The organism is Bradyrhizobium sp. CCBAU 45394, from assembly GCF_028128655.1.
Classification (GTDB): Bacteria; Pseudomonadota; Alphaproteobacteria; order Rhizobiales; family Xanthobacteraceae; genus Bradyrhizobium; species Bradyrhizobium diazoefficiens.
Map to the genome: position 1 here is coordinate 142280 of NZ_LBIX01000012.1, position 12873 is coordinate 155152.

Here is a 12873-nt window from a genome sequence, read left to right on the forward strand (position 1 = left end):
CACGCCAATGTCGTCTGTCCCAACGCTTCGTTTGGCGGGGCGTATCGGCTCGCGGTCCGCACACGCCAGACCTGCGCTGTCTGCCCATTGCCGCCGCGCAGCCCTCCACTACGTTAGCGCGCCATGATCCCGCTCTCAGTCCTTGACCTCTCCGTCGTCACCACAGGCACAAAACCCGCCGCGGCGCTGCGCAACAGCATCGATCTGGCGAAGCATGTCGATGGGCTCGGCTATGTCCGCTACTGGCTCGCCGAGCATCACAACCTCGCCTCCGTCGCGAGCCCGGCGCCCGACGTGATGATCGGGCAGATCGCGGCGGTGACGAAGCAGATCCGCGTCGGCTCCGGCGGGGTAATGCTGCCCAACCACGCGCCGCTGGTGGTGGCCGAGCGCTTCAAGATGCTGGAGGCGCTGTTTCCCGGCCGCATCGACCTGGGCCTCGGCCGCGCGCCCGGTACCGATGGTGCCACGGCCTACGCCCTGCGCAGCCGGCTCGATCGCCGCGAGGGCGACGATTTTCTGGAGCGGCTGCACGAACTGATCTTGTGGGAGACGAGAGAATTTCCGTCAGGGCACCCCTACAACAACGTCGTCGCGATGCCCGACGACACCAAGCTGCCGCCGATCTGGCTGCTCGGCTCCAGCGATTATTCGTCGGAACTGGCCGCGCAAGTCGGCATGGGCTTCGCCTTCGCGCATCATTTTGCGTCCCATGATGCGATTGATGCGATGGTGCATTACCGCAACCGCTTCCAGCCCTCGGCCTGGCGCGCCACGCCGCACGCGATCCTTGCCGTCGCCGTCATCGCGGCGGAGACCGACGAGGAAGCTGAAAAGCTCGCGACATCCTTCGACCTCAATCGCCTGCGCCGCGACCGCGGCCAGTATCTGCCGCTGCCGAGCGTCGAGGAGGCGCTGGCCTATCCCTACTCCGACGCCGAGCGCATCTCGATCGCCCGCAACCGCTCGCGCCTGTTCGTCGGCAGCCCTGCGACCGTGCAGAAGAAGCTCCAGCCGCTGATCGATTCCAGCAAGCCGGACGAATTGATGGTGATCACGGCGGTGTACGACCACGAGGCGCGAAAGAAGTCGTATTCGCTGCTGGCGGCGGCGTTCGGATTGGCGAAGGCGGCGTAAGCACTCACCGTCATTCCGGGGCGATGCGAAGCATCGAACCCGGAATCTCGAGGTTCCGGGTTCACGCTTTGCGTGCCCCGGAACGACGGCATCAATCCTGCTGCGTCTCGCTGAACGTCGCGCGGAACGGGTGCCCCGGGTAAACGCCGACGATGCGGAATTCGCGCGAGAAGAATTTCAGCTCCTCGATCGCGAAGGCGAGGCCCTTGTCTTCAGGATGGCCGTCGACGTCGGCATAAAACTGCGTGGCGAAGAAATTGCCGTCGACCATGTAGCTCTCGAGCTTGGTCATGTTGACGCCATTGGTGGCAAAGCCGCCGAGCGCCTTGTAGAGCGCGGCCGGCAAGTTGCGCACCCGGAAGACAAACGTGGTGACCAGCGGGCCCGACCCTTGCGCGGCCCATTTCGGCTCGCGCGCCAGCACCACGAAGCGCGTGGTGTTGTGGGCCTCGTCCTCGATATCCTCGGCGAGGATGTCGAGGCCGTAGATATTTGCGGCCAGACGCGAGGCGATCGCGGCGACCGTCTTGTCCTTGCGCTCGGAGATGTCGCGTGCGCTGCCGGCGGTGTCGGCGTGCACGATCGGCTTGATGCCGAGCTTGCGGATGATGCGCCGGCACTGGCCGAGCGCGTGGACATGGCTCTCGACGGACTTGATGTCGGAGATCTTGGTCCCCTTCACCGCCATCAGCTGATGGCGGACCGGCAGAAACCATTCGCCGATGATGAAGAGGCCGGAGGCCGGCAGGAGGTGATGGATGTCGGCGACGCGGCCGGCGACCGAGTTCTCGATCGGGATCATGCCGAGATCGGCCTCGCCCGACGAGATCGCCGACAGGGCGTCCTCAAAGGTGGCGCAGGGCATCGGCTCGGCGTCGGGATAGGCCTCGACGATGGCGATGTGGGAATTGGCTCCGGGTTCGCCCTGGAATGCGATTTTCAGCTTGCTCATGATCGGCCTTGTAGCAGCGGCTCAGGATTTGGAAAGGATGCTGCGGGCGGTTTCGAGATCGGGCGGTGTGTCGACGCCGCGGGGTACGCTGTCGACGATCATGATGTCGATGCGCATGCCGGCTTCCACCGCCCGGAGTTGTTCCAGGCTTTCCTGCAGTTCTAAGGGCGAAGGCGGCAGCGACACGAACCGCTCCAGCGCAGCGCGGCGGTAGGCGTAAAGGCCGATGTGGTGGTAACGCGGTCCGTTGCCGTAAGGGGCCGTCGCGCGGGTGAAATATAGTGCGCGCAGCCGCCGCGGCCCGATCGGCGAGCCGACGGCCTTCACGACGCTCGGCGCGAGGTCCTCCTCCTCGGTGTGGATCTGCGAGGCCAGGGTCACGATGTCGACCGCGGGGTCGGCAAAGGGCGGCAGCACCTCGCGGATGGTCTGCGGCGTGATTGTCGGGAAATCGCCCTGGAGATTGATCACGATCTCGGCCTTGCCCTCGGGGTCGAGCTTCTGCATGGCCTCGTGGATGCGGTCCGAGCCGGAGGGGTGTGTGGCGCGGGTCATCACGGCCTCGCCGCCATGGGCTGCTACGACGGCCGCGATCTCCGGCGTGTCGGTAGCCACAGCGACGCGGCCGATGCCGGCGGCTTCCGCACGGCGCAGCACATGCACGATCATCGGCAGGCCCGCGATATCGGCGAGCGGCTTGCCGGGCAGGCGGGTGGCGGCCATGCGGGCCGGGATCAGCACCAGGATGCGGGGATCGGTCATCGGGTCAAGAGCCTGGAAACGGGGCGTTTTCCGCGCCGAGAAATGGGGTGGGGACGGGTTCAAAGCCGGGTCGCTTATACGGGTTGCCAGACCCCGGGCAAACCGATATCTCAATGGCAAAACTCGGGGGAAAGACAAGGAACGTGTGATTCTCCCGGGGCTCGTCCTGGCGGCCGCCCGGCCGCTCAATCCTTCTCAGCGGTGTGGGGCCTGGCCGGAAATGGACTCTTTCGAACTCAATAAGATTCTCGGTGCCGTGCTCGGCACCTGTCTCATCCTGCTGGTCACGAGCTTCACCGCGAATGCGCTGTTCTCGCCCAAGATGCCGGAAAAGCCGGGCTTCGAGATCGCCGTGAAGGAAGACGCCGGCCACGGCAAGGAAGGCGGCGCCGCCGCTGCGGCTTCCGAACCCATTGAGAAGTTGCTCCAGACCGCCTCGGTCGAGAAGGGCGCTGCCGCCGCCAAGAAGTGCGGCGCCTGCCACACCTTCGAGAAGGGCGGTCCGAATCGCGTCGGTCCGAACCTCTATGGCGTCGTCGGCGAGGCACGGGGCGAGGGCCGCAATGGCTTCAACTTCTCGGCGGCCATGAAGGGCAAGGGCGGCACCTGGACGTTCGACGACCTCAACAAGTTCATCGCCAATCCGAAGGGCTTCATCCCGGGCACCGCGATGGGCTTCGCCGGCATTCCCAAGGATTCCGAGCGCGCCGATGTCATCGCCTATCTGAATTCGCTGTCGGAGCATCCCAAGCCGCTGCCGACGGCGTCGAAGTAAGGCCTTAAAAACCCGTCTTGGAATATGCGGCCAGGCTGAAAAGCCTGGCCGTTTCCTTATCCGGGCCTCGCGAGGTCGTTATCGGGGCGTTTGGCCGCAGCGAATGGCGCGGCGGGCTACCAAGATGAGGAAAAAGCAACATATTCCGTCGAAACCTCGCCTATATTGGGAACTTAAAGGAGTAGCCTCCTTCAAGACAGGAATGTTGATTTGGCCATTACCCGACGCGATCTCCTGCTCACCGGCACTGCGGCTGCAGCGCTCCCCGCCCTCGGTTCCGTCGCGGGCGTTCCCGTCATCGGCACGGCCGCGGCGCAATCTGCCGGAGAAGCGGCTTCAAGCGCGTTCCCTTGGCGCCATGCGTTGTCGCTGTTCGGAAAGGTCAAGTACCCCGCCGACTTCAAGCGCTTCGACTACGTCAATCCGGAAGCGCCCAAGGGCGGGGTCGCGCGCCAGATCGCGGTCGGCACGTTCGACAATTTCAACATCGTCGTCTCCGGTGTGAAGGGCCAGGTTTCCGGAGCCGTCGCATTCATCTACGAATCCCTACTGACGCCCGCGCTCGACGAAGTCTCGACCGAATACGGCGCGCTGGCCGAAGCCGTCAGCCACCCGGACGATTTCTCTTTCGTCACCTATCGGTTGCGGTCACAAGCCAAATGGCATGACGGCAAGCCGGTGACCGCGGATGACGTGATCTTCTCGCTCGATTCCTTCAAGAAGCACCATCCGATGTACTCGGCGTACTACAGTCATGTGGTGAAGGCCGAAAAGGTCGGCGAGCGCGAGGTCAAATTCGTGTTCGACGCGCCGGGCAATCGCGAGCTGCCGCAGATTGTCGGGCAGCTCACGGTCCTGCCGAAGCACTGGTGGGAGGGAACGGACGCGCAGGGCCGCAAGCGCGATGTTTCCGCCACCACGCTCGAAGTGCCGCTTGGCTCCGGCCCCTACAGGGTCAAGGAATTCGTTGCCGGACGATCGATCGCGCTCGAGCGCGTCAAGGACTATTGGGGCCGCGACCTGCCCGCCAATGTCGGCCGCAACAATTTCGACGAGCTGCGCTACGAGTATTTCCGCGACGCCACCGTCGCGATCGAGGCTTTCAAGGCTGACCAGGTGGATTGGCGCACCGAGAACAGCGCCAAGAACTGGGCGACTGCCTACGACTTCCCGGCCGTCACCGAAAAGCGCGTGATCCTCGAGGAGTTCGCAAATCGCAGCTCGGGCGTGATGCAGGCCTTCGTGCCGAACCTGCGCCGCGCCAAGTTCAGCGATCCCCGCGTGCGCCGTGCGCTCAACTACGCGTTCGATTTCGAGGAGATGAACAAGCAGATATTCTACGGCCAGTACAAGCGCATCAGCAGCTATTTCGACGGCATCGAAGATCTCATGGCGACCGGCTTGCCGCAGGGCAAGGAGCTCGAGATCCTCGAAACCGTCCGCTCCGAGGTCCCGCCCGAAGTCTTCACGACGGCCTACGCCAATCCGGTTGGCGGCAGTCCGGAAGCCGTTCGCGACAATCTGCGCGAGGCGCTGCGCCTGTTCAAGGAGGCCGGCTATGAGGTGCGCGACCGCAAGCTGATCGACGTCAAGACCGGCACACAGTTCTCCGTGGAATTGCTGAATTCCGATCCGAGCTTCGAGCGGATCACGCTGTTCTACAAGCCGTCGCTGGAGCGGCTCGGCATCGCCGTCAGCGTGCGGACGGTCGATCCCACCCAGTACGAGAACAGGACACGCGAGTGGGATTTCGACATCGTCACCAACTCGTGGGGCGAGTCGCAGTCGCCGGGCAACGAGCAGCGCGAATTCTGGTCGTCCAAGACGGCCGACATCGCCGGTTCGCGCAACATTGCCGGCATCAAGAATCCGGCGATCGACAAGCTGATCGAGCGGGTGATCTACGCCAGGGATCGCGACGATCTCGCCGCAGCGACCAAGGCGCTCGATCGCGTGCTGCTGTGGAATCACTATGTCGTGCCGCAGTGGACCTATACGAAGGTGCGCACCGCGCGCTGGGACCGCTTCGGCCGGCCGTCGGAATTGCCCAGATACGGTCAGTCCGGCTTCCCGTTCATCTGGTGGTACGACGCAGACAAGGCGGCGCGGATCGCAAAGAAGTCGTGAAGGACATTTCCCGCATGACGCAGATGTCACGCCGCCATGTGCTTGTTTTGGGTGCCGGCGGCGCCCTCGGTGCATCCCTTGGCGCACCGCTGCTGCGCGGCGCGCGTGCTTCGGAGGCGGGGACCGAGGCGCACGGCATTTCGGCATTCGGCGATCTCAAATATCCCGCCGGCTTCCGTCATTTCGACTACGTCAATCTGGACGCGCCGAAGGGCGGCACGTTCTCGCTCATCCCGTCGGTGAAGGCGTACAACCAGTCCTATCAGACCTTCAACTCGCTCAACGCCTTCATCCTGAAGGGCGACGGCGCGCAAGGCATGGACATGACGTTCGTGCCGCTGATGGTGCGCGCCAACGACGAGCCGGACGCGATGTACGGCCTTGCCGCCAAATCCGTGCGGATATCGCCGGACAGGCTGGTCTATCGCTTCACGATGCGGCCCGAGGCGAAATTCCACGACGGCACCAAGCTCACTGCTCATGATGCGGCGTTTTCGCTGACGGCGCTGAAGACCAAGGGCCATCCGCTGATCATCGTGCAGATGCGTGACATGGTCAGCGCGGAGGCGATCGACGACGCGACGCTGGTCGTCACCTTTGCCAAGGGACGCGCGCGCGACGTGCCGCTCTATGTCGCGAGCCTGCCGATCTTCTCGAAGGCGTACTATGCGTCCCGCCCGTTCGACGAAACGTCGCTGGAGATTCCGCTGGGCTCGGGTCCGTACAAGGTCGGCAGGTTCGAGGTCAATCGTTACATCGAATACGAGCGGGTGAAGGACTGGTGGGCCGCCGATCTGCCGGTTTGCCGCGGCAGCTACAATTTCGACGTCGTGCGCTATGAGTTCTATCGCGATCGCGATGTCGCCTTCGAGGGCTTTACCGGCAAGAGTTATCTTTACCGCGAAGAGTTCACCTCCCGCATCTGGGCGACACGCTATGACTTTCCGGCCGTGAAAGATAATCGCGTCAAGCTCGAAACCGTACCCGACGACACGCCGTCCGGCGCGCAAGGCTGGTTCATCAACACGCGGCGCGAGAAGTTCAAAGACCCGCGCGTGCGCGAGGCCCTGATCAATGCCTTCGACTTCGAATGGACCAACAAGACCATCATGTACGGCGCCTATGCCCGTACGGTATCGCCGTTCCAGAACTCCGATCTCATGGCGGGCGATAGCGCGCCTTCGCCGGAAGAGCTGAAGCTGCTGGAGCCGTTTCGCGGTCAGGTTCCCGATGAAGTGTTCGCAGCACCGTTCACGCCGCCGGTCTCGGACGGCTCCGGGCAGGATCGAAGCCTGTTGCGCAAGGCGCAGCAACTGCTGAGCGAGGCCGGCGTGCCGATCAAGGACGGCAAACGGGTGCTGCCGAACGGCGACGTCTTCAGGATCGAGTTCCTGCTGGACGAGCCCTCCTTCCAGCCGCACCATGCGCCCTACATCAAGAACCTGGGCACGCTCGGCATCGAAGCGAGCGTGCGCCTCGTCGATGCCGTGCAACACAAGGCGCGCCAGGAAGATTTCGACTTCGACATGACGATCCAGCGTTTCAGCATGTCGGCGACGCCGGGCGATGCCATGCGTGCGTTCTTCTCATCGCAGGTTGCGAACACCAGGGGCTCGTACAATCTCGCCGGCGTTGCCAGCCCGGCCATCGACGCCATGATCGAGAAGATCATGGCGGCCGACAACCGCGAGGACTTGACGATCGCTTGCCGGGCCTTCGATCGGCTGTTTCGCGCCGGCCGCTATTGGGTGCCGCAGTGGTATAACAAGACGCACCGGCTCGCTTATTGGGATCTATTCGGTCATCCGCAGAAGCTGCCGCGTTACGCAAATGGCGTAGGCGCTCCCGATATCTGGTGGTCCGACCGCGCCAAGGCGGCCAAGCTCGAGCAGGCGAAATAATCATGAGCGCGTATATCGCCCGCCGCATCCTCCTGATGATCCCGACATTGCTCGGGATCCTCTTCGTCTCCTTCGTCGTCGTGCAGTTCGCGCCTGGCGGTCCTGTCGAGCGCGTGATTGCGCAACTCTCCGGCGCCGATACCGGCGGCACTTCGCGCATTTCGGGCGGTAGCGACTTTGCGCAGCGTGCCCCGGGGCAAGTCGGCGCGGGCGGCGATTCCATCAACTCGAAATATCGCGGCGCGCAGGGGCTCGACCCTGATTTCATCAAGAAGCTGGAGGCGCAATTCGGCTTCGACAAGCCCGCACCGGAACGCTTCGCGCTGATGGTGTGGAATTTCGCCCGCTTCGATTTCGGCAAGAGCTATTTTCGCGACGTCAGCGTGATTCAGCTGATCAAGGAGAAGCTGCCGGTCTCGATTTCGCTCGGCATCTGGTTGACGCTGATCACCTATCTGATCTCGATTCCGCTCGGCATCCGCAAGGCGGTGAAGGACGGCACGCGTTTCGACACCTGGACGTCGACCATTCTCGTGCTGGGCTATGCCATTCCCGGCTTTCTGTTCGCAATCCTCCTCATCATCCTGTTTGCCGGCGGCTCCTTCTTTAACTGGTTCCCGCTGCGCGGACTGACTTCGGACGGCTGGTCGCAGTTTCCCTGGTACTGGAAAATCCTCGATTATTTCTGGCACCTGACGCTGCCGCTGATCGCCATGGGGCTCGGCGCGTTCACCACCATGACGTTCCTGACCAAGAATTCGTTTTTGGATGAGATTCGCAAGCAATACGTCATGACCGCGCGCGCCAAGGGCTGCAGCGAGGGCCGGGTGCTTTACGGCCACGTCTTCCGCAATGCGATGCTGATCGTGATCGCCGGATTCCCCGGGACCTTCATCCACGCCTTCTTCTCAGGCTCGCTTCTGATCGAGACCATCTTCTCGCTGGACGGGCTCGGGCTGCTGAGCTTCGAGAGCGTGCTCAACCGCGACTATCCCGTGGTGTTCGGCACGCTCTACATCTTTTCGTTGGTCGGCCTCGTGATCAACCTGATCTCCGACCTGACCTATATGTGGATCGACCCCCGGATCGATTTCGAGGCGCGGGAGGTCTGATGACGGTTATCGCGCCGACGCCGATCGAGACCACGACCCAGTCTCCGCTGGGCGAGATCGTTCCGATCACGCGCAAGCCGTTCGCGCCTTCGCCGCTGAACAGGCGGCGATGGCAGAACTTCAAGGCCAACCGCCGCGGCTATTGGTCGTTCTGGATATTCATCGCCCTCTTCGTGATCTCGCTGTTCGCCGAGCTGATCGCCAACGATCGACCTTTCCTGGTCAAATTCGACGGCCGTCTCTATTGGCCCGCCTTCGTGACCTATTCGGAAACCACCTTCGGCGGCGATTTCGAGACGGCGGCCGACTACCGCGACCCCTACTTGCAGAAGCTCATCAAGGACAAGGGCGGCGCCATCGTCTGGCCCCTGATCCGCTATTCCTACGACACCCACAATCTCGACTTGCCGACGCCGGCGCCGTCGCCGCCGACCTGGATGCTCACCGAAGCGCAATGCAAGCCGGTGGTCGAGAAGAAGGGGCTGAAGAGCTGCCGCGACCTCGAATACAACTGGTTAGGTACGGACGACCAGGGGCGCGACGTGGTGGCGCGGCTGATCTATGGCTTCCGCATCTCGGTGCTGTTCGGCCTTTGCCTCACGATCATCTCATCCGTCATCGGCATCGCAGCGGGAGCGGTGCAGGGCTATTTCGGCGGCCGGGTCGATCTCATCTTCCAGCGCTTCATCGAGATATGGACGGCAATTCCGTCGCTCTATCTTCTCTTGATCCTGTCCTCGGTCCTCGTGCCCGGCTTCTTCGTGCTGCTCGGCATTCTCCTGCTGTTCTCCTGGGTCTCGCTGGTCGGTCTCGTGCGGGCCGAGTTCCTGCGCGGGCGCAACTTCGAATACATCCAGGCCGCCCGCGCGCTCGGCGTCTCCAACCCGGTCATCATGTTCCGTCACCTGCTGCCGAACGCGATGGTCGCGACCATGACGTTCCTGCCGTTCATCGTCTCCTCGTCGGTGATGACGCTGACGGCACTCGACTTCCTTGGCTTCGGCCTGCCGCCGGGCTCACCCTCGCTCGGCGAGCTGCTGTCACAGGCCAAGTCCAACGTGCAGGCGCCGTGGCTCGGTTTCTCCGGCTTCTTCTCGGTCGCGATCATGCTGTCGCTCCTGATCTTCATCGGCGAAGCCGTGCGCGACGCCTTCGATCCGCGCAAGACGTTCAGGTAAGCCAATGGACGCGATCAACCAGCCCCTGCTTGCCGTGCGCGACCTTTCGGTGGCCTTCCACCAGGGTGGCGCCACGACACTCGCGGTCGACAAGGTCTCGTTCCAGATCAAGCGCGGCGAATGCCTGGCGCTGGTCGGCGAATCCGGCTCCGGCAAGTCCGTGAGCGCGCTCTCGATCCTGAAGCTGCTGCCCTATCCGAACGCCTCGCATCCCTCGGGAAGCATCCGCTTCAAGGGACAGGAGCTGATCGACCAGTCCGAGCAGCAGATTCGGGAGGTCCGCGGCAGCGACATCTCCATCATCTTCCAGGAGCCGATGACCTCGCTCAATCCGCTGCACACGATCGAGGCGCAGATCGGCGAGATCATCCAGCTGCACAATCCCACCAGCAACGCGCTGGCGCGCAAGCGGACGCTGGAGCTGCTGACCCAGGTCGGCATCCCCGATCCGGAGACGCGGCTCAACAGCTATCCGCACCAGCTCTCTGGAGGCCAGCGCCAGCGCGTGATGATCGCGATGGCGCTCGCCAACGAGCCCGATCTGCTGATCGCCGACGAGCCGACCACGGCGCTGGACGTCACCGTGCAGGCGCAGATCCTGGCGCTGCTCGCCGAGATCCGCGCGCGGCTCGGCATGAGCCTGCTCTTCATCACCCATGATCTCGGCATCGTGCGCCGCATCGCCGACCACGTTTGCGTCATGAAGAGCGGCGAGATCGTCGAGCAGGGGCCGGTCGAGCAGGTGTTCAAGACGCCGAAGCATCCCTATACGCGCGACCTGCTCGCGGCCGAGCCGAAGCCGGATCCCGCGCCGCCGCAGCCGAATGCGCCGGTGGTGATGTCGGCCGACGATCTGAAAGTGTGGTTTCCGATCAAGCGCGGCTTGATGCGCAAGACGGTCGGCCACATCAAGGCGGTCGACGGCGTCAGCCTCGCCGTGCGCAAGGGCGAGACGCTCGGCGTCGTCGGCGAATCCGGCTCGGGCAAGACCACGCTGGGGCTGGCGCTGCTGCGGCTGATCTCCTCGAACGGGCGCATCGTGTTCCTGGGGAGAGACATCCAGGGCCTGCGCTTCAAGGAGATGCGGCCCTTCCGGCGCGACATGCAGATCGTGTTCCAGGATCCGTTCGGCTCGCTCAGCCCGCGCATGTCGGTCGCCGACATCATCGCCGAAGGCCTCACCGTGCATCAGCCGAAACTGTCGGGCGAGGAGCGTGAGGTGCGCGTCGTCAAGGCGCTCGAGGATGTCGGACTGAAACCGGACACCCGCTACCGCTATCCGCATGAGTTTTCCGGTGGCCAGCGCCAGCGCATCTCGATCGCGCGCGCGGTGGTGCTGGAGCCGGATTTCGTCGTGCTGGACGAGCCGACCAGCGCGCTCGACATGCTGTTCCAGGCGCAGATGGTCGATCTGTTGCGCGAGCTGCAGCGCAAGCGCGATCTCACCTACATGTTCATCTCGCACGATTTGCGCGTCGTCGCCTCGCTCGCCAGCCATCTGATCGTGATGCGCGGCGGCAAGGTGGTCGAGGAGGGGCAGGCGGCCGAGCTGTTCAAGAACCCGAAGAGCGATTACACGCGCGCGCTGTTCGCGGCAGCCTTCCGGCTGGAGACGGCCGGGAACGGCTCGGTGGCGACGTAGCCCGGCATTCCGGTCGCGCGACAGCGCGAGCCCCAGGGACGCTTCTGCTGGTGGCCGAAGCGGGCCGCACCTACCAGTCGGGTTGATCTACGCGGCGCGTTCCTTGTCTAATTGTTCCTCGACCGTGGTCGCTGTTTCTTCCAACTTCTTTTCGTAATTGCCCGCGAGCTTCTCAATACTATCGGCCCACATCCTCAGCATTGAGACCTGAAAGTGGATCATCGGCATCAAGGCATTCATGCCGATTGCTGTCGCTGCGGCGATGCGCCGTTGTGGGTCGCCCGCGAGATGGTTTGCAGTAACGGTCTTGTCTGCCATGCTGTTCGCTCCTTCGCGCTGGTGTTATGGCCTAAAGTCACCTCTCGGGTTGTGAATTGCGTGCTTCCAAACACTCGGCCAAAACGTGATCTGCCGCGAGTCGCGCACATTGGTCGTCATGCAATTCATCCAATTTTTTCAAGTAGGCGACTGCGGCGACTTGCAGGAGATCGAAATCATCTTCGCCGGTATCGCGAAGACTGGCGATGTAGCGATAGAGGGCGGAACGCCTGTTATCATTCTCGCTGATGCCGCTGTGGAGCAGCAGGTAGTTCCGCCAAGCGAACGCACACGCGCCTTCTCTGGCCTGAGAACTCATGGGGCACCTCCCAAAGGCAGAAAGACTGACGACATGTTTCGTTCCGCAATTCTCCCAATTGTAACGTTGTTCCGTAGTTGCGCCGCGAGATGCCTATCAGCCGGGGCGGGTTGCCTTTCGAGTGACGGGTTGCCCGAATGATCGTGCGTGTATTCCCTGGAAAATGAGCCTGGGGAACGTACGAGACTTCCGGTTCTCTCTGCGCTGGAGTGTCGCAGCCCGCTTCGCTCAAATATGTCGATATCCACGGTAATATCTGGCCGTCGAGCTTACCGCGGAGGCGGTGATGGCTTCAAAGCTGTCTTCTGGCACCGTTGTCTTGCTACTGGTTGGAGCAACGGTGCTTTTGATCGCAAGGCCACCTGTGTGGATGCTGCTGCTGCTCGGTTCCTTCGCGCTGGCGGCGCTGTATATCGTCGTGCGAACAAAGTCGCGTTACGATCCGCTCGATCCACGCTTCGGCAGCTGCATCCCTCCGATTTCCAAGCCGAAGGCCAGCGCCGGTAATGTGCCCAAGCAACATAGCGACGTCTGACATCCATCAGATGCGGATCCGCTTCCAAGACCGACATTCGGCCATACCGGTTTCAACGTCGCCTTCGGAGAGTAAAGCGGACGCGGCAAATTAGCGGTGAATTATGAGCACACGC

General features: G+C 63.0%; 12 protein-coding genes. 8 read left to right on the forward strand and 4 right to left on the reverse strand.

What is annotated here, in order from left to right; all coding sequences use genetic code 11:
- Positions 1-123: 123 nt before the first annotated feature.
- Positions 124-1137 (forward strand): LLM class flavin-dependent oxidoreductase, encoded by a 1014-nt coding sequence (locus WN73_RS07830; RefSeq protein WP_011084237.1) that lies wholly within the window; start codon positions 124-126, stop codon positions 1135-1137.
- Between the two features lie 91 nt (positions 1138-1228).
- Here the strand turns inward: WN73_RS07830 and WN73_RS07835 are convergent, their stop codons facing one another.
- Positions 1229-2089, reverse strand: coding sequence for a prephenate dehydratase (locus tag WN73_RS07835; RefSeq protein ID WP_271552253.1), 861 nt, complete (start codon positions 2087-2089; stop codon positions 1229-1231).
- A 21-nt stretch (positions 2090-2110) separates the two neighbouring features.
- Positions 2111-2851, reverse strand: coding sequence for a 3-deoxy-manno-octulosonate cytidylyltransferase (locus tag WN73_RS07840; RefSeq protein ID WP_028173516.1), 741 nt, complete (start codon positions 2849-2851; stop codon positions 2111-2113).
- Positions 2852-3071: 220 nt separating this feature from the next.
- Between WN73_RS07840 and WN73_RS07845 the strand changes: the two genes are divergently transcribed.
- From WN73_RS07845 to WN73_RS07870, 6 genes are all read left to right on the forward strand, one after another.
- Positions 3072-3626, forward strand: a complete 555-nt coding sequence (locus WN73_RS07845) for a c-type cytochrome (RefSeq protein WP_011084240.1) — start codon at positions 3072-3074, stop codon at positions 3624-3626.
- Positions 3627-3836: 210 nt separating this feature from the next.
- Positions 3837-5753, forward strand: coding sequence for an extracellular solute-binding protein (locus tag WN73_RS07850; protein WP_028173515.1), 1917 nt, complete (start codon positions 3837-3839; stop codon positions 5751-5753).
- Between the two features lie 14 nt (positions 5754-5767).
- Positions 5768-7654, forward strand: coding sequence for an extracellular solute-binding protein (locus tag WN73_RS07855; protein ID WP_028173514.1), 1887 nt, complete (start codon positions 5768-5770; stop codon positions 7652-7654).
- A 2-nt stretch (positions 7655-7656) separates the two neighbouring features.
- Positions 7657-8766 (forward strand): microcin C ABC transporter permease YejB, encoded by a 1110-nt coding sequence (locus tag WN73_RS07860; RefSeq protein WP_011084243.1) that lies wholly within the window; start codon positions 7657-7659, stop codon positions 8764-8766.
- Positions 8766-9944, forward strand: coding sequence for an ABC transporter permease (locus WN73_RS07865; RefSeq protein WP_028173513.1), 1179 nt, complete (start codon positions 8766-8768; stop codon positions 9942-9944). Before WN73_RS07860 ends, WN73_RS07865 begins: the two co-directional genes overlap by 1 nt.
- A gap of 4 nt (positions 9945-9948) precedes the next feature.
- Positions 9949-11586 carry an ABC transporter ATP-binding protein gene (locus tag WN73_RS07870; RefSeq protein ID WP_028173512.1) on the forward strand — a complete coding sequence of 546 codons (1638 nt, stop codon included), beginning with the start codon at positions 9949-9951 and terminating at the stop codon, positions 11584-11586.
- Positions 11587-11673: 87 nt separating this feature from the next.
- Here WN73_RS07870 and WN73_RS07875 read toward each other — a convergent pair whose 3' ends face one another.
- Together WN73_RS07875 and WN73_RS07880 are read right to left on the reverse strand one after the other, a co-directional pair.
- Positions 11674-11904 (reverse strand): hypothetical protein, encoded by a 231-nt coding sequence (locus WN73_RS07875; protein ID WP_028173511.1) that lies wholly within the window; start codon positions 11902-11904, stop codon positions 11674-11676.
- Between the two features lie 37 nt (positions 11905-11941).
- On the reverse strand, positions 11942-12223 hold the full coding sequence (locus WN73_RS07880) for a hypothetical protein (protein WP_028173510.1): 282 nt from the start codon (positions 12221-12223) through the stop codon (positions 11942-11944).
- A 286-nt stretch (positions 12224-12509) separates the two neighbouring features.
- Between WN73_RS07880 and WN73_RS07885 the strand changes: the two genes are divergently transcribed.
- Entirely contained in the window at positions 12510-12758 is a 249-nt protein-coding gene (locus WN73_RS07885; protein WP_131234207.1) for a hypothetical protein, read from the forward strand.
- Positions 12759-12873 lie beyond the last annotated feature (115 nt).